The organism is Streptomyces sp. NPDC093085 (assembly GCF_040683935.1).
Classification (GTDB): Bacteria; Actinomycetota; Actinomycetes; order Streptomycetales; family Streptomycetaceae; genus Streptomyces.
Genome location: NZ_JBFBFB010000001.1, coordinates 930,482 through 950,638 on the forward strand (window position 1 = coordinate 930,482; position 20,157 = coordinate 950,638).

15 protein-coding genes are annotated in these 20,157 nt (G+C 72.4%); 5 read left to right on the plus strand and 10 right to left on the minus strand.

Going from position 1 to position 20,157, the window contains the following annotated elements:
* Positions 1-43 precede the first annotated feature (43 nt).
* Positions 44-2,314 carry a 3-hydroxyacyl-CoA dehydrogenase NAD-binding domain-containing protein gene (locus tag AB0O07_RS03825; protein WP_365626298.1) on the plus strand — a complete coding sequence of 757 codons (2,271 nt, stop codon included), beginning with the start codon at positions 44-46 and terminating at the stop codon, positions 2,312-2,314.
* A gap of 22 nt (positions 2,315-2,336) precedes the next feature.
* Here AB0O07_RS03825 and AB0O07_RS03830 read toward each other — a convergent pair whose 3' ends face one another.
* A complete protein-coding gene (locus AB0O07_RS03830) occupies positions 2,337-2,717 on the minus strand; it encodes a helix-turn-helix domain-containing protein (RefSeq protein WP_365626301.1) in 381 nt (126 codons plus the stop codon).
* A 146-nt stretch (positions 2,718-2,863) separates the two neighbouring features.
* Here AB0O07_RS03830 and AB0O07_RS03835 point away from each other — a divergent pair, with 146 nt between their 5' ends.
* The gene (locus tag AB0O07_RS03835) at positions 2,864-3,589 is read left to right on the plus strand and encodes an alpha/beta hydrolase (RefSeq protein ID WP_365626304.1); all 726 of its coding nucleotides are present in this window, start codon (positions 2,864-2,866) and stop codon (positions 3,587-3,589) included.
* On the opposite strand, the gene AB0O07_RS03840 is transcribed toward AB0O07_RS03835, so the two are convergent.
* The 8 genes from AB0O07_RS03840 to AB0O07_RS03875 all read right to left on the minus strand — a co-directional run bounded on the left by AB0O07_RS03840 (position 3,586) and on the right by AB0O07_RS03875 (position 12,651).
* The gene (locus AB0O07_RS03840; RefSeq protein ID WP_365626307.1) at positions 3,586-4,269 is read right to left on the minus strand and encodes a TetR/AcrR family transcriptional regulator; all 684 of its coding nucleotides are present in this window, start codon (positions 4,267-4,269) and stop codon (positions 3,586-3,588) included. The genes AB0O07_RS03835 and AB0O07_RS03840 overlap by 4 nt on opposite strands.
* A gap of 212 nt (positions 4,270-4,481) precedes the next feature.
* Positions 4,482-5,372 (minus strand): shikimate dehydrogenase, encoded by an 891-nt coding sequence (locus AB0O07_RS03845; protein ID WP_365626310.1) that lies wholly within the window; start codon positions 5,370-5,372, stop codon positions 4,482-4,484.
* Positions 5,369-5,821: a type II 3-dehydroquinate dehydratase gene (gene aroQ / locus AB0O07_RS03850; RefSeq protein WP_365626313.1), complete on the minus strand. Its 453-nt coding sequence runs from the start codon at positions 5,819-5,821 to the stop codon at positions 5,369-5,371. The genes AB0O07_RS03845 and aroQ overlap by 4 nt, the downstream gene beginning before the upstream one ends.
* Positions 5,822-6,069: 248 nt before the next feature.
* Positions 6,070-7,443: an MFS transporter gene (locus tag AB0O07_RS03855; RefSeq protein ID WP_365626315.1), complete on the minus strand. Its 1,374-nt coding sequence runs from the start codon at positions 7,441-7,443 to the stop codon at positions 6,070-6,072.
* A 264-nt stretch (positions 7,444-7,707) separates the two neighbouring features.
* Positions 7,708-9,141, minus strand: a complete 1,434-nt coding sequence (locus AB0O07_RS03860) for a GH1 family beta-glucosidase (RefSeq protein WP_365626318.1) — start codon at positions 9,139-9,141, stop codon at positions 7,708-7,710.
* Between the two features lie 157 nt (positions 9,142-9,298).
* Positions 9,299-10,111, minus strand: a complete 813-nt coding sequence (locus tag AB0O07_RS03865) for a carbohydrate ABC transporter permease (protein WP_365627979.1) — start codon at positions 10,109-10,111, stop codon at positions 9,299-9,301.
* A gap of 122 nt (positions 10,112-10,233) precedes the next feature.
* Positions 10,234-11,202: a sugar ABC transporter permease gene (locus tag AB0O07_RS03870; RefSeq protein WP_365626321.1), complete on the minus strand. Its 969-nt coding sequence runs from the start codon at positions 11,200-11,202 to the stop codon at positions 10,234-10,236.
* Positions 11,203-11,349: 147 nt separating this feature from the next.
* Positions 11,350-12,651 carry an extracellular solute-binding protein gene (locus AB0O07_RS03875; protein ID WP_365626324.1) on the minus strand — a complete coding sequence of 434 codons (1,302 nt, stop codon included), beginning with the start codon at positions 12,649-12,651 and terminating at the stop codon, positions 11,350-11,352.
* A 307-nt stretch (positions 12,652-12,958) separates the two neighbouring features.
* Between AB0O07_RS03875 and AB0O07_RS03880 the strand changes: the two genes are divergently transcribed.
* Positions 12,959-15,217 carry a glycosyl hydrolase gene (locus AB0O07_RS03880; RefSeq protein ID WP_365626327.1) on the plus strand — a complete coding sequence of 753 codons (2,259 nt, stop codon included), beginning with the start codon at positions 12,959-12,961 and terminating at the stop codon, positions 15,215-15,217.
* Between the two features lie 138 nt (positions 15,218-15,355).
* On the opposite strand, the gene AB0O07_RS03885 is transcribed toward AB0O07_RS03880, so the two are convergent.
* On the minus strand, positions 15,356-16,396 hold the full coding sequence (locus tag AB0O07_RS03885) for a LacI family DNA-binding transcriptional regulator (RefSeq protein WP_365626330.1): 1,041 nt from the start codon (positions 16,394-16,396) through the stop codon (positions 15,356-15,358).
* Positions 16,397-16,716: 320 nt separating this feature from the next.
* On the opposite strand from AB0O07_RS03885, the gene AB0O07_RS03890 reads away from it, so the two are divergent.
* A complete protein-coding gene (locus AB0O07_RS03890; protein WP_365626333.1) occupies positions 16,717-18,738 on the plus strand; it encodes a Xaa-Pro dipeptidyl-peptidase in 2,022 nt (673 codons plus the stop codon).
* 20 nt (positions 18,739-18,758) lie between these two features.
* Entirely contained in the window at positions 18,759-20,132 is a 1,374-nt protein-coding gene (locus AB0O07_RS03895) for a M14 family metallocarboxypeptidase (protein WP_365626336.1), read from the plus strand.
* Positions 20,133-20,157: the final 25 nt, after the last annotated feature.

Below are 20,157 nucleotides of genomic sequence, written 5' to 3' on the forward strand. Positions count from 1 at the left end.
CCTCTCCCGGCCACGCCTTCCCTCCCCGTACGGAGCCCACCCCATGAGCGAGCCCACCACCCCCGAGACCACCCCTGGGACCACCCCCGAGACCGCCACCACGCCGGAGACCGCCCCGGGGAGCGCGCCCGGGACCACCCCGGACCCCGCCCCCGCGATCCGCTGGGAGCAGGACGCGACCGGGGTCGTCACCCTCGTCCTGGACGACCCCGCCCAGTCGGCCAACACCATGAACCAGGCCTTCCGGGAGGCCCTGGCGGCCGTCGCCGACCGGGCCGAGGCCGAGCGGGACACCCTCCGGGGGATCATCGTCACCTCCGCCAAGAAGACCTTCTTCGCCGGCGGCGACCTCAAGGACATGATCAAGCTGGGCCCGGCCGACGCCGGGCGGGTCTTCGCGGAGGGCATGGCCGTCAAACGGGCCCTGCGCCGGATCGAGACGCTGGGCAAACCGGTCGTCGCCGCCCTCAACGGCGCGGCGCTGGGCGGCGGTTACGAGATCGCGCTGGCCTGCCACCACCGCATCGCCCTCGACACCCCGGGCTCCCGGATCGGGCTGCCCGAGGTCACCCTCGGCCTGCTCCCGGGAAGCGGCGGAGTCGTCCGTACCGTACGGCTGCTGGGCATCGCCGACGCCCTCACCAAGGTCCTCCTCCAGGGCACCCGCTACACCCCCCGGCGCGCGCTGGAGAACGGCCTGGTCCACGAAGTCGCCGCCACCCGTGCGGAGTTGCTGGCCCGCGCGCACGCCTTCATCGACGCACACCCCGAGTCGCGTCAGCCGTGGGACGTCAAGGGGTACCGGATCCCCGGCGGCACCCCGTCCTCTCCCCGGCTCGCCGCCCAGCTCCCCGCGTTCCCGGCCACGCTGACCAAGCGACTCGGCGGCGCCCCCTACCCGGCGCCCCGCACTATCCTGGCGGCGGCCGTCGAGGGCGCCCAGGTCGACTTCGAGACCGCTCAGACCGTCGAGGCGCGCTACTTCACCGAACTGGTCACCGGACAGACCGCCAAGAACATGACCCAGGCGTTCTTCTTCGACCTCCAGGCCGTCAACTCCGGTGCGAGCAGGCCCCAGGGCGTCACGCCGCGCGAGATCCGCCAGGTCGCCGTGGTCGGCGCCGGGATGATGGGCGCGGCCATCGCCTACGCCTGCACGCGGGCCGGCCTCGACGTCGTCCTCAAGGACATCTCGGAACCGGACGCCGCCCGGGGCAAGGCGTACGCGGAGCAGGCCCTCGCCAAGGCGCTCGCCCGGGGCCGTACCACCGAGGCCGACCGCGACGCGCTGCTGGCCAGGATCGTCCCCACCGCCGATCCGGCGGCGCTGGCCGGCTGCGACGCCGTGATCGAGGCGGTCTTCGAGGACGCGGCCCTCAAGCAGAAGGTCTTCCAGGAGATCCAGGGCGTCGTCGGGCCGGACACCCTGCTCTGCTCCAACACCTCCACCCTCCCCATCACCCAGCTCGCCGAGGGCGTCGCCCGCCCGGCCGACTTCCTCGGACTGCACTTCTTCTCACCGGCCGACCGGATGCCGCTGGTCGAGATCGTCCGAGGCGAGCGGACCGGCGACGAGGCCCTGGCCCGCGCCTTCGACCTGGTCCGCCTGATCGGGAAGACCCCCATCGTCGTCAACGACGGGCGCGGCTTCTTCACCTCCCGGGTCATCGGGCACTTCCTCAACGAAGGCATCGCGATGATCGGCGAGGGCCTGGAGCCCGCCTCCGTCGAACAGGCCGCCGCGCAGGCCGGCTACCCGGCCAAGGTCCTCGCCCTGATGGACGAGTTGACGCTCACCCTGCCCCGGCGGATCCGCGAGGAGACCCGGCGCGCGGTCCAGGCGGCCGGCGAGGAGTGGACCGGGCACCCCGCCGACTGGGTCGTGGACCGGATGGTGGAGGAGTTCGGCCGCCCGGGACGCGCGGGCGGACGGGGCTTCTACGACTACGCACCGGACGGCGCGCGGCTGCGGCTCTGGCCAGGACTGCGCCGTCATTTCGCCACCGGCGACACCGATGTCCCACTGCGCGACATGAGCGAGCGGATGCTCTTCGCGGAGGCACTGGACGCCGTCCGCTGTCTGGAGGAGCGGGTCGTGACCTCGGTCGCCGACGCCAACATCGGCTCCCTCCTGGGCATCGGCTTCCCCGGGTGGACCGGCGGCGTACTCCAGTACATCAACGGGTACGAGGGCGGCCTGCCCGGCTTCGTGGCACGCGCCCGGGAACTGGCGGAACTGTACGGCGAACGGTTCGCGCCCCCCGCGTCGCTGGTGGCGAAGGCGGAACGGGGCGAGACCTTCCACGACGGGTAGCGGTGCGTGGTGCTCCGTACGCTCAAGAGGCCGCCGGGGTGTCCGGGCGGGCGTCGTAGGCGTCGCGTGCCTCGTCGATCCGGCCGAGGTGCGCGATGCTCCACTCCAGCAGGGGCGTGGTGGCCTCGCGCAGGGTGACGCCCATCTCGGTCAGCTCGTAGCTGACATGGGGCGGCATCACGTTGTGGACGGTGCGGGTGAGGATGCCGTCCCGCTCCAGGCTGCGCAGGGTCACGGTCAGCATCCGCTGGCTGATGCCGTCGATGGACCTCTTCAGCTCGGTGAACCGGCGCGGCCCGTCCCTGAGGTTCCGCACCACCAGCAGCGACCACTTGTCGCCGACGATGCCGAGCACCACCCGGGTCCGGCAGGCGTCGGCGGGCGTGGCCTCCATGGCGTCCATGGTTACCTCCAGAGAACCGGGGCACCGAAAAGTGCCTTATTGCCGCTGACGCACCGGGTGTACCAGCATGTTTTCCGGTAATCAAACGGTACCGACGCACTCATAGTAACCATGGGTGTGCCGGTGCGACGAAGGAAGATGGATTCATGTCCACGTTCATGCTGATACACGGGGCCTGGCACAGCGGAGAGTGTTGGAAGCGCGTGGTGCCGCTGCTGGCGGCCGCCGGGCACCAGGTGTACGCGCCGTCCCTGACCGGCTACGGCGACAAGGTGGGCCTGGCGGGCCCCGAGGTGGGGCTCGACACCCATGTCGACGATGTCGTCGGACTGATCACCGGGGAGGACCTCCACGATGTCGTCCTCGTCGGCCACAGCTACGCGGGACTGGTGGTCTCCGGCGCCGCCAACCGGGTCCCGGAGCGGATCGGCCACCTGGTCTACCTCGACGCGATGGTCCCGGTGGACGGTGAATCCGCCGTCGACATCCAGCCGATGTCCCGCCATCTGATCGAGCAGGCCGAGCGCTCCGAGAGCGGCTGGCGCATCCCGCCGATGCCCGAACGCCCCGCGCCCTACGGCCTGTTCGGCGTCACGGACCCGGCGGACATCGCCTGGCTGCGCGGGACGCTCGCCGATCAGCCGGTGCGCTGCCTGCGGCAGACGGTACGGATGGACAACCCGGCCCTGGACGCCGTCCCGCGTACCCACATCCACAACGTCGGTGCCACCCCCGCGGGCATCACCCGGCGCCCGGTCCCTCCGGTCCAGCCCAACGGCGCCCCCGCCCAGATCTGGGAGCTGCCGACCGGCCATGACGCCATGGTCACGATGCCGGTCGAACTCAGCGAACTGCTGCTGAAGCTGGCCTAGCCGGCCTGGCCGGAGGCGCCCGGTCCGTCGGCCGTCAGGTACGCGATGACCATGTCGCCCAGCATGGTGCGGTAGTGCTCCCGCCGGTCCCCGGCCGTGAGGTCACGGCCGAACAGGGTGCCGAAGGTGTGCCGGTTGGCGACCCGGAAGAAGCAGAACGAGCTGATCATCGCATGCAGGTCGAGAGCGTCCACATCGGCGGTGAAGACCCCCTGCGCCCGGCCCTCCGCCAGGATCCGCCGGATCACGTCGATGGCGGGGGAGTTGAGCGAGCCGAGCGTCGCCGAGGCCTTGATGTGCTCCGCCTCGTGGATGTTCTCGATGGTCACCAGGCGGATGAAGTCAGGGTGCGCCTCGTGGTGGTCGAAGGTGACCTCGGCGAGCCGCCGGATCGCCGACTCCGGGTCGAGATGCTCGACATCGATCCGCTGCTCGATGGCCCGGATCACCCCGTACGCCCGCTCCAGCACGGTGGTGAACAACTGCTCCTTGCTGCCGAAGTAGTAGTAGATCATCCGCTTGGTGGTGTGGATGTGCGCGGCGATCTCGTCCACCCGGGCCCCCGCGAACCCGACCCGGGCGAACTCCCGGGTGGCCGCGTCCAGGATCTCCTCGCGGGTCCGCGCCGCGTCCCGGGTCCGGGCGGGCGGCGTGGTCGACGGGGGGACGGCGGCGGCCATACGGCTCCTCGTGGCAGCGGACGGAGGTCGGGCACGACAGCGCCACTCTATCGAGCCGCCCCCGCCCCCTGGCTGGTCGGAGGGCCACCGGACCCGCCCCTCGGCCGGGACGAGCGCCGTCCCGGCCGAGGGGCCCGGCCCCCGCCGGGCGGCCGGCCACCGCCCCTCGGCCGGCCGGGGGAGGCGGGCCGAGGCGGTGGACCAGGGCCGAGTCACACCGCCGGAACGCCCACCAGCTCGGCGAGGTCCGCGAGCATCCGCTCCGGGTCCGGCTCCCGCCCCGTGAAGAGCCGGAAGGCGTCCGCCGCCTGGAAGACCGCCATGGCCCCGCCGTCCAGGGTGGGCGAGCCGATCTCCCGCGCCCGCCGCAGCAGTTCGGTGTCGAGTGGCCGGTAGACGACCTCGGCCACCCAGAGCCCCGGCCGGAGCAGCCCGGCGTCCAGCGGCAGCCCCGGGTGGCCGGCCATACCGGTCGGTGTCGCGTGGACGAGACCGTCGGCGGCGGCCAGCCGGGGGGCCAGCTCCGCCATCGCCACGGCGCTCGCACGCCCCGCGCCGAAGCGGCTGTTCAGCGCCCCGGCGAGCGCGCCGGCCCGTACCGGCTCGGTGTCCGCCACGCCGAGCCGCTCCACCCCCAGGGTGAGCAGGGCGTGCGCGACGGCGGCGCCCGCCCCGCCCGCGCCGAGCAGGACGACCTGCCCGGTGGCCACCCCGGGCAGCCCCCGGGCGAAGGAGCGGGCGAAGCCGGTGGCGTCCGTGTTGTGCCCGATCGCCCGGCCGTCCCGGAAGACCACGGTGTTGACCGCGCCGAGCGCCGCCGCCGCCGGGTCCACCTCGTCCAGGTGCTCGATCACCAACTGCTTGCAGGGGTGGGTGATGTTGAGCCCGTCGAACCCCAGCAGCCGCGCCGCCCGCACCAGTTCACCGACGGCCTCGGGCCCCACCCCCAACTCGTCGATGTCGAGGGTGCGGTAGACCAGCCGCAGCCCGTGCCGGTCCGCCTCCCGCTCGTGCAGCGCGGGACTGAGCGAGGGCCCGATGCCCGCGCCGATCAGACCGGTGAGATACGAGGAGGACCCCGAGGGACCCGACTGCTCCGTCATCGGGCCGCCCCCACCAGCCGGGCCAGATGCGCGAGCCCCAGCGCGTAACCGTGCGCCCCCGCGCCGCAGATCACCGTGGCGGCGACCGCCGAGACATACGAGTGGTGCCGGAACGCCTCGCGCCGGTGGATGTTGGAGAGATGGACCTCCACGACCGGCAGCTCCACCGCCGCCAGCGCGTCGCGCAGCGCCACCGATGTGTGGCTGTACCCGGCCGGGTTGATCAGGATGCCGAGGTGCCCGGTGCGCGCCTCCTGCACGGCGTCGATCAGGACCCCCTCGTGGTTGCTCTGCCGGAAGTCGGCCCGCAGACCGTGCTCGGCGGCGGTGGCATGGCAGAGCGCCTCGATGTCGGCGAGCGTCTCCGTGCCGTACACCGCCGGCTCCCGCAGGCCGAGCAGATTGAGGTTGGGTCCGTTGAGGACGAGTACAGGTGAGGGGTTCGGCATCCTGATCATTCCGTTCGGGCCGGCCGGGGCCGGCGGTGGTGCGGGCTGGTCCGCCGGTACGTGTGCGGCGGTACGAGTCCGGCGGTACGGGTGCGGTGGTACGGGTTCCGGCGGTACGGGGCCGGTGGCGCGGGCCGGCGGGATCCGGTCGTACGGGCCCGGCGGTACGGGTCCGGTCGTACGGGCCGGGTCGTACGATTCCGGTCGTACGGGCCCGACCGCGCGCCTCCGGGCCCCGGCGCACGGCCTCAGGGCGAGACCGACTCGGCGGTCCGCGCGCCCTCGCGCCCGTTCTCCCGCCGCCCGCCCAGCGCACCGGTCGGCACCCGGAACGTCTCGCGTCCGGTGACCACGGCGACCGAGCTGAGCAGGCAGAACGCGGCGGTGAAGAGTGCGACGCCCACCCAGTTGTCCCCGTCGGGGCCCGCGATCTGGGCCGCGAAGCTGACCGCGAACCCGGCGACGGCGAAGCCGATCTGGGTGCCGATCGCCATGCCCGAGAGCCGTACCCGGGTCGGGAACATCTCCCCGTACAGGGACGGCCAGATCCCGTTGGCCGCGCTGTAGACCACCCCGAAGAACCCGATGCCCGCGAGGAGCACCAGCGGGTAGGAGCCGGTGGAGATCGCCCACAGGTAGACGAAGACCATCACCCCGGAACCGAGCGAGCCGATGAGGAAGACGGGCTTGCGGCCGATCCGGTCGGAGAGCCGCGCCCAGAGCGGGATGGCGAGCAGCGCCACCGCGTTGGCGACGACCCCGACCCAGAGCATGGCCGAGCGGTCCATGCCGACCGCGTCGCCCGTCGCGTACGACAGCGCCCAGACGGTGAAGATGGTGGAGACGGTCGCGATCGTGGCCGCGGCGACGACCCGCAGCACATCCGCCCAGTGTTCGCGGAGCAGATGGACCAGCGGCGGCGCGGCGGGGGCCGGCTCGGCGGCCACCCGGCGGAACGCGGGGGTCTCCTCCAGGTTCCGCCGGATCACATACCCCGCCACCGCGACCAGCGCGCTCAGCAGGAACGGGATCCGCCAGCCCCAGGTGTAGAGCTGGTCGTCGGGGAGCGCGGCGACCGGGATGAAGATCAGGGTGGCGAGGATCTGCCCGGCCTGTGTCCCGTTCAGCGTGAAGCTGGAGTAGTAGCCGCGCCGGTGCTCGGGCGCGTGCTCCAGCGTCATCGAACTCGCCCCGGCCTGCTCGCCCGCGGCCGAGACCCCCTGGAGCATCCGCATCAGGACGAGCAGGGCGGGGGCGGCGGTGCCGATCTGGTCGTACGTGGGGAGACAGCCGATGAGGAAGGTGGAGACGCCCATCATGAGCAGCGTCAGCACCATCACCCGGCGCCGCCCGAGCCGGTCCCCGATGTGCCCGAGGAGGAACGCGCCGAGCGGCCGGGTCGCGTACGCCACGCCGAAGGTGCCCAGCGAGATCAGCGTCGCGGTGGCGGGGTGGTCCGGGTCGAAGAAGACCTTGGGGAAGATCAGGGCCGCCGCGCTGCCGTAGATGAAGAAGTCGTAGTACTCCAGCGCGCTGCCGATCCAGGCGGCCACGGCGGCCTGGCGGGGCTTGCCCGGTGGGGTGGGGGACGGGGGCGAGGCGTCGGGCGAGTGAGCGGACACGCGGGGCTCCTCTAATTAACGTACTGGATAGTTAATTGCGGCTGAGGAGGATCCTGGGACCGCTCGACGTCACTGTCAAGACATCCGGCGGAAACATCTCGCCATCCCGCGCACCCCGGCGCCCCCGCGCGAGCCCCCTCGACAACGCGCTCACCCCCCGGACGGAGATGTCCGGGGGGTGAGCGGAGGGGACGCGGCCGGGCAGGGCGGAGAGGGGGCCTTAGAGGGGGTCGGAGAGAAGGCCGGCGAGGGGGAGCGGGAGCCTCAGTCCAGTCCGCCGCGCCCGATGACCTGCGCGTACCAGCGCGCGCTGTCCTTGAGCGTACGGCGCTGGGTCGCGAAGTCGACATGGACGACCCCGAACCGCTTGCTGTAGCCGTACGCCCACTCGAAGTTGTCCAGCAGCGACCAGAGGAAGTACCCGCCGACCGGCGCGCCGTCCTCGATCGCCCGGTGCACGGCGGCGATGTGGGAGCGGAGGTAGGCGACCCGCTCCGGGTCGTGGACCGCGCCGGACGGGTCCGCGTAGTCGTCGTACGCCGCGCCGTTCTCGGTGACCATCAGCGGGGTGCCGGGCAGCTCGTCCCTGAGCCGGGTGAGCAGCTCGTAGAGCCCGTCCGCGTCCACCGGCCAGTCCATCGCCGTACGCGGCCCGGGGGCGGGTACGAAGCCGACCCGGTCGGCGGTGCCCGGGTACGGCGAGGGGGTGTCCGAGGTGCCCGCGGTGACGACGGTCGGGTTGTAGTAATTGATGCCCAGCGAGTCGATGGGCGCGGAGATGGTCTCCAGGTCGCCGTCCCGCACGAACGCCCAGTCCGTCAGCGCGGCCGTGTCCTCGACCAGGTCCTCCGGCAGCCGCCCGTGGAAGACCGGGTCGAGGAAGACCCGGTTCGCCACGGCGTCGATCCTGCGGACCGCGTCCCGGTCGGCCGGCGTGTCGTGGAGCGGGCGCAGGGCGTGCAGGTTGAGCGTGAGCGAGAGCTCGGCCGGGGAGCCGGCGGGCAGGGCGGCGCGGAGCGCCCGGGTGGCGAGGCCGTGCGCCAGGTTGAGGTGGTGGGCGGCGCGCAGCGCGGCGGCCGGGTCGGTACGGCCGGGGGCGTGCACCCCGGAGGCGTACCCGAGGAAGGCGGCGCACCAGGGCTCGTTGAGGGTGGTCCAGGTGGCCACCCGGTCGCCGAGGGCCGCGCCGACGAGGTGCGCGTACTCGGCGAACCGCTCCGCCGTGTCCCGCTCCGGCCAGCCGCCCCCGGCGGTGGATCCGGCGGCGGGCGGGCTCTCCAGCTCCTGGGGCAGGTCCCAGTGGTAGAGCGTGGCGACCGGGCGGATACCGGCTTCGAGCAGGGAGTCGACGAGCCGGCGGTAGAAGTCGAGGCCCCGCTGCGAGGCCGGGCCCTGGCCGGTGGGCTGGACGCGCGGCCAGGAGACCGAGAAGCGGTAGTCGGTGACGCCCACTTCCTTGAGCAGGGCGATGTCCTCGTCCAGCCGGTGGTAGTGGTCGGCGGCGATATCGCCGGTGTCGCCGTTGCGCACCTTGCCGGGGGTACGGCTGAAGGTGTCCCAGATGGACGGGGTGCGGCCGTCCTCGGTGGCCGCGCCCTCGATCTGGTACGCGGCGGTGGCCGTGCCCCACCGGAAGCCGGTGGGGAAGCGGACCGGCGCTGCGGTCCCGGTCAGGGGGTGAGCGTCGACAGCGGTCATCAGTCAGGGCTCCCTGGGTGAGCGATGGAACGGTGAGGGTAGGGGTGGTGCGGCCGGGGCCGCCACGGCGCGCGCGGGGGCGCCCGGAGCGGCGGCCGGGGTGTGAGCGGCGCGAACGGGGGGGCGGCGCCCCTCCCCGGCAGGGCGCGGCAGGGCCTCAGCCCTTCACGGCGCCCTGCATGATCCCACCGACGATCTGCCGGCCGAGCACCCCGAAGACCAGCAGCACCGGCAGGGTGCCCAGCAGGGTGCCCGCCATGATCACGGACTGGTCGTGCACATAGCCGCCGCCGAGCTGGCGGAGCGCCACCTGCACGGTCGGGTTCTGCGAGGAGAGCGCGATGATCGGCCAGAAGAAGTCGTTCCACGCCGCCATGAACGTCAGCATCCCGAGGACCGCCATACCCGGCCGGGCGATGGGCACCACGACCGACCAGAAGATCCGCGCGGTGGAGGCGCCGTCCACCCGGGCGGCCTCGATCAGCTCGTCGGGCAGCGACTGCACCAGGTACTGGCGCATGAAGAACACCCCGAAAGCGGAGACCAGCCCCGGCAGGATGACGGACTGGAGCTGATTGACCCACTGCAACTCGGCGATCAGCATGAAGAGCGGGATCACCCCGAGCTGCGGCGGGATCATCATGGTGCCGATGGTGAGCGCGAGCAGCGCGCCGCGCCCCCGGAACCGGAGCTTGGCGAAGGCGAACCCGGCGAGCGTGCAGCAGAGCACCGTCCCCACCGTGATCGACCCCGCGACGATGAGCGAGTTGAGCAGGGCGAGCCCGATGTCCGCCTGCTCCAGCACCGCGTCGAAGTTCTCGATCAGATGCGGACCCGGCAGCAGGGACGGGGGCACCTTCGCCAGATCGGCGTTGGAGCGGCTGGCCGCGACGATCGTCCAGTAGAACGGGAACGCGGAGAAGAGCAGCGCGACGGCGAGGATCGTGTACGAGAGCCACCCGCCGTGCATCGTCCGCCCGGCGCGGCTGCGGCGGCGCCGGGATCCCGGGGGCCGGCCGGACCCGGCGGAGGGTGCGGATCCCCCCGTACCGGAGGACGGTGAGGGTGGGGTCGGGGGCGCGGCGAGGGTGGTCACCGGGCGGCCTCCTTGCGTGAACGGCGGCGCGCTATCAGGGCGTTGACCCCGACGAGGACCAGGATGAGCAGGAACATCACCCAGGCGATCGCGGCGGCCCTGCCGAGGTGGAAGAAGCCCCAGCCCTGCTCGTACAGGTAGAGGCCGAGCGTCTGGTACTGGTGGCTGATGCCGCCGGAGAGGGATCCTTCGAAGAGCAGTGGCTCACCGAAGAGCTGGGTGGCGCCGATGGTCGAGACGACGACGGTGAAGAGGATCGTGGGACGGAGCCCCGGCAGGGTGATGTGGACGAACTGCCGCCACCGCGAGGCCCCGTCGACCTCGGCCGCTTCGTACAGCTCGCCGGGGATCGACTGCATGCCCGCCAGATAGATCAGCGCGTTGTATCCGGTCCACCGCCAGATCACGATGGTGGAGACGGCGATCTGCGAGGCGACGGTCCCGCTCTGCCAGTCGACGGGGGAGAAACCCACCAGCCCCAGCACGTAGTTGACGAGACCGAAGTCGCGGCCGAAGAGCTGGGCGAAGACCAGGGTGGCGGCGGCCACGGAGGTCGCGTACGGCAGCAGCATCGCGGTACGGATGAAGGTGCGGCCGCGCAGCTTGTAGTTGAGGAGATGGGCGAGGCCCAGCGCCATCATGAGCTGCGGCACGGTGGAGAGCACCCCGATGGTGAAGGTGTTGCGCAGCGCGGTCCAGAAGAACTCGTCGCCGAAGACCGCCGTGTAATTGCCGAGCCCGCGCCACTCCATGGTGGAGGAGGTCTGCAACTCCACCCGGTAGAGGGAGACATACGCCGTGTAGAGCAGCGGGAAGAGCCCGAAGGCGGCGAACAGGGTGAAGAACGGGGCGATATAGGCGTACGGCGAGAGCGTGCGCCAGGTGCGGCGCACGGCGGACACCCGGGGCGCCGGGGCACCCGGCGGGGGCGGGGGCGCCGCCTTCGCGGTGGCGGTGAGGGTCATGGTCGGCCTTCGCAGACGGGGAGAGGCGTGCCGGAGCGCGGTGGGGGAGAGGTGTGGAGAGGCCAGGTGGGGCCGGGAGGGCAGGGAGGGGCCAAGGGAAGCGGCCCCGGCGGTCCGGGGTGGGACCTGCCGGGGCCGGGCGCCGGGTCAGCCGACGACGTTGTCGACGCCCTTCTTCGCCGTCGCCCACGCCTTCTCGGACGAGGTGCCCTTGCGCTCGACCTCGCTCAGCGCGTTGGTGATCTGCTGGTTGACATTGGCGTCATGGACGCCGATCACCTGCACGGGCGCGGCCTTGACGGCGTCGCCGAAGATCTGGCCGATCGGCGCGTCGGAGAAGTACGGGTCCTTCGCGTCCGCGACCTGGTCGATGGCGCCGGTGGACGAGGGGAAGAGGCCCTGGTCACGGAAGAGCTTGGCCTGCTGCTCGGGCGCGGTGAGCCACTTGATCAGCTCGTACGCCTCCTTCTTGTGCTCGGCGGCGCGCGGCACGGCGAGGTACGAGCCGCCCCAGTTGCCCGCCCCGCCGGGCAGCGGTGCGACATCCCACTTGCCCGAACCGCCGTCGCCCGCCTGGCCCTTGATATAGCTGAGCATCCAGGCCGGGCACGGAATGGTGGCGAACGACCCCGCCGCGAACGCCTGGTTCCACTGCGGCGACCACTGGTCGAGCTTGGCGCTGAGCCCGCTGCCGGCCGCCTTCACCGAGGTGTCCCAGGCGGTCTTCACCGCCGGGTTCTGCTCGTAGATCAGCTTTCCGGAGGCGTCGTAGTACCGCTCCTTCTCCTGTCCGATCATGATGGAGAAGAGGCTTCCCACACTGTCCAGCCAGGCGCTCTTCGCGGGGGCCTTCGCCATGTACTCCTTGCCGAGCGCGAGATAGCCGTCCCAGGTGGACCACTTCTTCGCCAGTTCGGCCCGGTCGGTGGGCAGCCCCGCCTTCGCGAAGAGGTCCGAGCGGTAGCACATCGCCTCGGGCCCGACATCGGTGCCCAGACCGAGGATCCGGCCGTCCTGGGTGGTCGCGGCCGACCACTTGGCCTCGGCGAACGTGTCCTTGAGCGAGTCCGCGCCGTACTGCTTCAAGTCTTCGAACTTGTCGGCCTGTTGCTGGGTGACCGAGGCGATCCGTCCGACCTCCACGCCCTGTACGTCGGCGAGCCCGCCCCCGCCGGCCAGCCGGGTCTGGAGCGACTTCCAGTAGTCGGCCTCGTCCTCGGTGTCGCTCTGCTTGATCGTGATCTCCGGGTGGAGCTTCTGGTACTCCTCGTAGAGTCCGGCCTGCTTGTAGCCGAAGGAGCCGAACAGGTCGACGGTGACCGTGACCTTGCCTCCCGCACTGCCGGAGTTCCCGGCGGAGCCGGATCCACAGGCGACGAGCAGTGCCCCGGAGAGCGCGACCGCACCCAGACGGACCGCGGCCCTGGCGGCGGCTCGGGCGATGGGCATGGGAAGCCTCCTTTGGCTTCGGAATCCACACGAGAGCCGATTGAGAGCGCTCTCAGAATCTGGGGTGGAGCGTGCCCCGGCCCACCCCGCCCCGTCAAGACTCGAACGCATAACAGCGAGGTGGCGGGGTAACTCGCCTCCGTGTCCTGCGTATTGACACTTCTGTTTCAGGAGTTTTACGTTTCCTGACATCTGAGAGCGCTCTCGAAGGCGCCCTCGGCCCCCACCCCCGACCCTTCAACTCCCCACGCCACCCCGGCAATCCCCCCACCGGGCCCACCCCCCACACCCCCGCGAGGTGCCGCACATGACGCCCGTATCCCGAGCCAGACCCGCCGCCGCGCTGGTCCTGGTCAGCGCCCTGGCCGCGATCGGCCTCGGCCCCGCCGCCGTCCCGGCCGCAGCCGCCGATGTCCCAGCGGGGGCGGGCAGTTACTCCGACACCCGGCCCGCGGGCACATCCGGACCCACCACCAACACCGGCACCCCCGTCACCCCCAAGGTGACCGAGGCCGCCAGGAACGAGCCGGTGCCCACCAACGACTGGTGGTCCTCCCTCGCCTTCCAGCGGTACGGCGACAACCCGTACTCCACCCCCATGTACGGCCACCCCCTCACCTACCAGGCCACCTCGGGCGGCCTGGAGGTCGGCTACCCGACCGAACCCGCGATCGTCGGCGAGGGCCGCCAGTACGAGTACGCCCACAAGGCCGACCTCACCCTCGGTCTCACCGGGCTCAACTCGCCCGACACCAAGGCCGATTCCTGGTCCGACTGGACGGTCACGCCCTACTGGTCGGACGGCGCCCGCACCCTCCGCGCCACCATCGGCCACGGCCTGCCCTTCGTCTACGCCAAGGGCAGCGGCGGTGACGCGCGGATCACCACCGCCGCCGCGCCCACCGTCTTCGCCGACGACGGCAACGTCCTCGGGATCACCGTCGCGGGCCACCACTACGCCCTTTTCGCGCCCACCGGCAGCGACTGGTCGGTGGCCGGCTCCACCATCACGGCCGGGCTCGGCAGCCGCGACTACTTCTCCCTCGCCGTTCTGCCCTCCACCGACGCCCTTGCCACGTACCGGAGTTACGCCTACAGCTTCGTCACTGGATCCGAGGTGGCATGGCGCGCCGGGTCCGGCACGGTCGAGGCCACCTACCGGCTCACCACCGAGCCGCAGGAGGGCACCGAGACCGGCACCCTCCAGGCCCTCTACCGCCACCAGTGGCTGCACACCACCGATCAGCTCACCCCGTACACCTACGTCTCGCCGCGCGGCACGATGAAGGTCCGCGAGGCAACCTCCTTCACCACCAGCCAGCCCGCCTCCGGGGTACTCCCCGCACTGCCCGCCTCCGACGGGGTGGACCGGGCGCGCCTGAAGGGGTATCTGGACGAGGTGACCGGCGCCGCCGACCCGTTCTCCGGCGCGACGGACACGTACTGGACCGGCAAGGCACTCGGCCGGCTCGCCCAACTGGTCCCCGTGGCCGACCAGATCGGCGAGACCGCCACCCGCGACCAGCTTCTCGGCCTCCTCAAGGGCCGGCTGGAGGAGTGGTTCACGGCGGGCGGCGCGAGCGAGTTCAGCTACGACCGGGAGTGGCGGACCCTGATCGGGTACCCGGCCTCGTACGGCAGTGACACCGAGCTCAACGACCACCACTTCCACTACAGTTACTACGTCTACGCGGCCGCCGTCGTGGCCCAGTACGACGCCGGATGGGCGGCCGACAGCGCCTGGGGCTCGATGGTGAAGATGCTGGTCCGCGACGCCGCCAACCCCAGCCGCACCGACTCCGCCTTCCCCTTCCTGCGCGGCTTCGACGTGTACGCGGGCCACAGTTGGGCCTCCGGACACCAGGGCTTCGCGGCCGGCAACAACCAGGAGTCCTCCTCCGAGTCCACCAACCTCAGCGCCGCCCTGGTGCTCTGGGGCTCCGCCACCGGCGACACCGAACTCCGCGACCTGGGCAGCTACTTGCTGGCCACCGAGTCCGAGGCGATCGCCCAGTACTGGTTCGACGCCGACCAGGAGGTCTTCCCCGCCTCGTACGGCCATGACACGGTCGGCATGGTGTGGGGCAGCGGCGCCGCCTACGCCACCTGGTGGACCGCCAACCCCGAGGAGATCCACGGCATCAACGTCCTCCCGGTCACCGGGGGTTCACTCCACCTGGGCCGGGTGAAGGACGCCATCCGGCGCAACCTCGCCGAGATGGAACGGGAGAACGGCGGCCCCGCCGTCGAATGGCGCGACATCCTCTGGGAGTTCGAGGCCCTGGCCGACCCCGCCGCCGCCCAGGCCAAATGGAACGCGGGCGCCGACGCCTACACCCCCGAGGCCGGCGAGTCCAAGGCCCACACCTACCACTGGATCACCACCCTGAACACGGTGGGCGCCCCCGACGCGACGGTGACCGGCTCGATCCCCACCTCGGCCGTCTTCGAGAAGAACGGCACCCGCACCTACACCGCCCACAACTACGGCGCCACCGCCACCACCGTCACCTTCTCGGACGGCACCACCCTCCCCGTACCACCCCACTCCACGGCGACCCGCTAGCACCACAGCGCGCCGCCACCCGTCGGAACACCCCCGCCCAGGAGCGCTCCGCCCCGCCCATCCGGGCCCGGCGGAGCGCTCCTCTTCCCCGCGGGACCGGTTCTCGGGGCCGGTCCCGCCCGTCCGAGGGCGGCGGCCTCAGGCCGAGTCGCGTCGTACCAGGGTGGTCGGGGTGATCACCGGGCCGGGGGCCGCCGAGCCCTCGCGGTCGCGGTCGAGGCCGCGGAGCAGCAGCCGGGCCATCAGCCGGCCCTGTCCGTAGACGTCCTGCTGGACGGTGGTGAGCGCCGGGTCCGTGGCGCTCACCACCGCGTCCATGTCGTCGAAGCCCACCACCGCCACATCGGCCGGCACCGAGCGGCCGCGCTCCCTGAGCACCCGCAGCGCGCCCGCCGCCATCAGGTCGTTCCCGGCGAACACCGCGTCCAGATCCGGGCACCGGTCCAGCAGCTCCGCCATCGCCCGTGCCCCGCTCTCCTCGGTGAACGCGCCCTCGGCGATCAGCGCCGGATCGCCGTCGACAAGGACGTCCCGGTAGCCGTCGAGCCGGTCCGTGGCCGACGTCTGGTCGAGCGGGCCCGCGATATGCGCGATGCGCCGCCGGCCCAGGTCGCGCAGATGGCGTACGGCCTCCCGGGCGCCGCCCCGGTTGTCGGCGTCCACGTACGCCACCACGAGCTGGTCCGCGGCCGAGGACCAGCTCGGCCGGCCGCCGTACACGGTGGGGATCCCGGCCCGCCGGGTGATCGCCGGGATCGGGTCGTCGGTGTGGAGCGAGAAGGCGAGCGCGCCGTCGACATGACCACCCGCCAGATAGCGCGCGATCCGGTCGTAGTCGCCGGGGTCCTCCAGCAGCAGGAGCACCAACTGGGTGTCGTGCTCCGTCAGCTCCTTGCTGATGCCGCGGATCTGCTGGGAGAAGAACGGATCGGAGAAGATCCGGACCTCCGGCTCCGCGATGATCACGGCGACCGCGCCGGTGCGCCGGGTGACCAGGGAGCGTGCGGCGTGGTTCGGCACGTACCCCAGCTCCTCGACCGCCCGCCGCACCCTGTCGGCCAGTGGTCTGCGTACGCCGGCACCGCCGTTGACGACCCGGGAGGCCGTGGCCCGGGAGACCCCGGCGCGCGCGGCGACGGCTTCCAGCGTGGGGCGGGCCCCGGGGGGCTGCTCGGACACGACGTGCACTCCTCCTCGGCGGATACGGCGGCGTGGATGCTGCCATGGATACGGCCAGGGACACGGCCGCGTGGATACGGCGGCCGGAAGGTGCCCAGCGTAGCCGCTGGCAGGGCGGTATGAGAGCGCTCCCAGCCGGGCCCCGCGCCAGAGGGACAGAGCGCCGCTCCCGTGTTGACGGGGAGCGCCCTCCCTGCCCCCGTGGCGAGGCGCGGTCTCTCCGGGGCGCCCCTGATCTTTCCCCGGAGTCTTCCCGGAGTCTCCCTGAACTCGGGACTGACCTCTTTTGAACGGGAGTTGACCGGGGTAGCTTCCGCCCCATGGAGATCCGGTCGCGGGGTGCCCGCTCGTCCTTCCGACGCCGGTCGCGTGGCGCACTCGCCGCCGCGGCCGTCGCCGCAGTCTTCGCTGTCCTGCTCTCACCGGCCACGGCGCAGGCCGCCGCGCCGGGCGCACCGGGGGTGACCGGCGGCCAGGTCCGGCAGAGCGAGCCGGTCTACTCGTACGAGGAGGCGGTCAGGGAGTCCGTCTGGGTCGACACCGGCCTCGACCTCGACGAGGACGGCAGGACCGACCGGGTCGCCGTCGACATCGTCCGCCCCCGCGAACCGGCGCTCCAGGGCCGCAAGATCCCCGTGATCATGGACGCGAGCCCGTACTACGCCTGCTGCGGGCGCGGCAACGAGAACCAGACGAAGACCTACGACGCCGACGGCACCCCGACCTCCTTCCCGCTGTACTACGACAACTACTTCGTCCCGCGCGGCTACGCCTTCGTCGCCGTCGATCTGACCGGAACCAGCCGCTCCGATGGGTGTGTCGACATCGGCGGAGCCTCCGACATCCAGTCGGCGAAAGCCGTCATCGACTGGCTGAACGGCCGGGCCGCCGGCTACGGCAGCCGTACCGGCGGCGAGCGGGTGGCGGCCGAGTGGACCACCGGCGCCACCGGAATGATCGGCAAGAGTTACGACGGCACCATCGCCAACGGCGTCGCGGCCACCGGCGTCCAGGGGCTCAGGACGATCGTCCCGATCGGCGCCATCTCCTCGTGGTACGACTACTACTTCGCCCAGGGCGCGCCCCTCTTCGGCTCGGGCCCCGACGGTCTCGCGAACGCCGTGCAGAGCTCCGAGGCCCGCGCCCGCTGCCAGGCGGTCCGGCAGCGGCTGATCGACGGCGCCCCGCGCAGCGGCGACCTGACCCCCCTGTGGGGCGAGCGGGACTACGTACCGAACGCGGCCAAGGTCAAGGCCAGCGTCTTCGCCGTGCACGGCATGCAGGACCTCAACGTCCGGATGAAACACCTCGGCCAGTGGTGGGACGCGCTCGCCGACGCCGGCGTGGAGCGCAAGATCTGGCTCTCCCAGACCGGCCATGTCGACCCGTTCGACTTCCGCCGCGCCACCTGGGTCACCACCCTCCACCGCTGGTTCGACCACTACCTGCTCGGATACCGGAACGGGATCGACCGCGAGCCCATGGCGGACATCGAGCGCGCCCCCGACCGGTGGACCACCGACACCTCCTGGCCGCCCCGCACCACCGCACCCGTCGCCCTCCACCCGGCGAGCGGCACCCAGCCCGGGGTCGGGGCGCTCGGCCGGACGCCCGCCGCCCCCGGAGCCACCGAGACCTTCACCGACAACCGGCGCCTCGGGGAACGGGACTGGGCCACCGACATCGACCGCCCCACCCCGGCCAAGGCCGGCTTCACCACCCGCCCGCTCAGCCAGGACCTGCGGATCTCCGGCTCCTCGCGGGTGACCGTCACCGCCACCCCCACCACCACGACCGCGCATCTCACCGCCGTCCTGGTCGACCTCGGCCCCGACACCATCCGGGACTACGGCGGTGACGGCGAAGGCATCGTCACCCTCGCCGAGCGGAGCTGCTGGGGCCCGAGCACCACCGCCGACAGCTCCTGCTACCGGGAGACCGCGGCCCGCACCGTGGACGTCAACCACACCGTGGTCAGCCGGGGCTGGGCCGACCTGGGCACCCACGCGACACCGGAGCGCGGCCGTCCGCTCACCCCGGGCACCCCGTACACGATCACCCTCCAACTCGCCGCCACCGACCATGTCGTCCCCGCCGGGCACCGGCTCGCGCTGATCGTCGCCGGGACGGACCGGGGCCTGATCGAACCGCCGTCCACCACCCCCACCCTCACCCTCGACCTGGCCCGTACGGCGGCGTACGTCCCGCTGGCCGGTGGCGGGCGGGCGTTCGACCGCGCCACCACGGGCGCCGCCCCCTCGGTCACCCCGCACACCCCCCTGACCAGCGGCGTGACCCCGCTCCGCCCGACCCCGCCGATCCCGGGTGACGGCGGCCGATGACGATGGAGGACCAGCGGACCATGAGCCCGACGCCCCCTGCCCTGCCCTCCGCCCGCCCGGTCGGCGCCGCCCGCCCCACCGGGGTGCTCCGCCGCCTCCCCGGGGCGCGCACCCTCGCCCTCGCCGTCTCCTCGGCCGCCTTCGTCCTGCCGGCGGCCGTCGTCCCCGCGCACGCCGCGCCCCCGGCCGCCGCACCCCCGGCGGCCACCGTGCCCCGTACCGGATTCGAGACCAGCGACGGCGCGGCGTGGACCAGCCAGCCCCAGGAACAGGAGTTCCTCTCCGCCGTCGCCCGGGGCGGCGAGCGCGTCGCGCTCCGCACCATCGGCACCACCCGGCAGGGCCGTCCGCTCCAACTCGTAGAACTCGGCGCCCGCCACGCCCCCGTCACCGTCCTGCTCGTGTGCAGCCAGCACGGCAACGAACCGTCCGGCCGCGAAGCGTGCCTCACCACCGTCCGCGACCTCGCCTACGCCAAGGACCGCGCGACCCGGAACTTCCTCGACCGTACGAGCGTCCTCGTCGTGCCCACCGCCAACCCCGACGGCCGGGCCGCCGACACCCGGGGCAACTCCGACGGCGTCGACATCAACCGCGACCACATCGAACTCACCACCGCCGAGGCCCGCGCCATGGCCGCCGTCCTCCGCGATCGGCGCCCGGACATCATCTACGACCTGCACGAGTACGGCGCCACCCCGCCCTACTACGACAAGGACCTCTTCGACCTCTGGCCGCGCAACCTCAACACCGCGCCCGGGGTGCACGACGCGGCCCAGAGCCTCTCCGAGGCGTACGTACGGCCGGCGGCCCGCGCCGGAGGGCACTCCATCGGCACGTACGGCATCTGGACCGACCCGGTGACCGGCGAGCCCATCCGGCAGACCGCCGGGGACGGCCAGGAGCGCATCCTGCGCAACGCGGCGGGCGTCAAACACGCGCTCGGCCTCCTCATCGAAAGCCGCGTCAACCCGCTGACCGACGCCGAGAAGGCCGACCCCGCGGTCAACAACCGCCGCCGGGTGACCAGCCAGCTCGACGCCCTGGGCGGCCTCTTCACCTTCAGCCAGGAGCGCCGCAGCCAGATCGCGAAGGCCACCGCCACGGCCCGTCTCGCCGGGCTCAAGGACCGGGGCCCGATCTACCTCGGGGGCGCCGACAACGACCCCGCGGCCCCGGACCGGATCCTCCAGCACCCACCCTGCGGCTACCGCCTGGACGCCGCGCAGTACGCCCAGGTCAAGGAGGTGCTGGCGCTGCACGGGGTGGTCGCCCTGCCCACCGGGAAGGGCGCGTTCGTACCGCTGCGCCAGTCCCAGCGGGCCCTGGCGGCCCTGCTCCTCGACGAGCGCGCCGACTTCCACCTCACGGCGGCCACCCCGGCCACCTGCTGACCGGGGCGCGGCCACCCGTACGCCC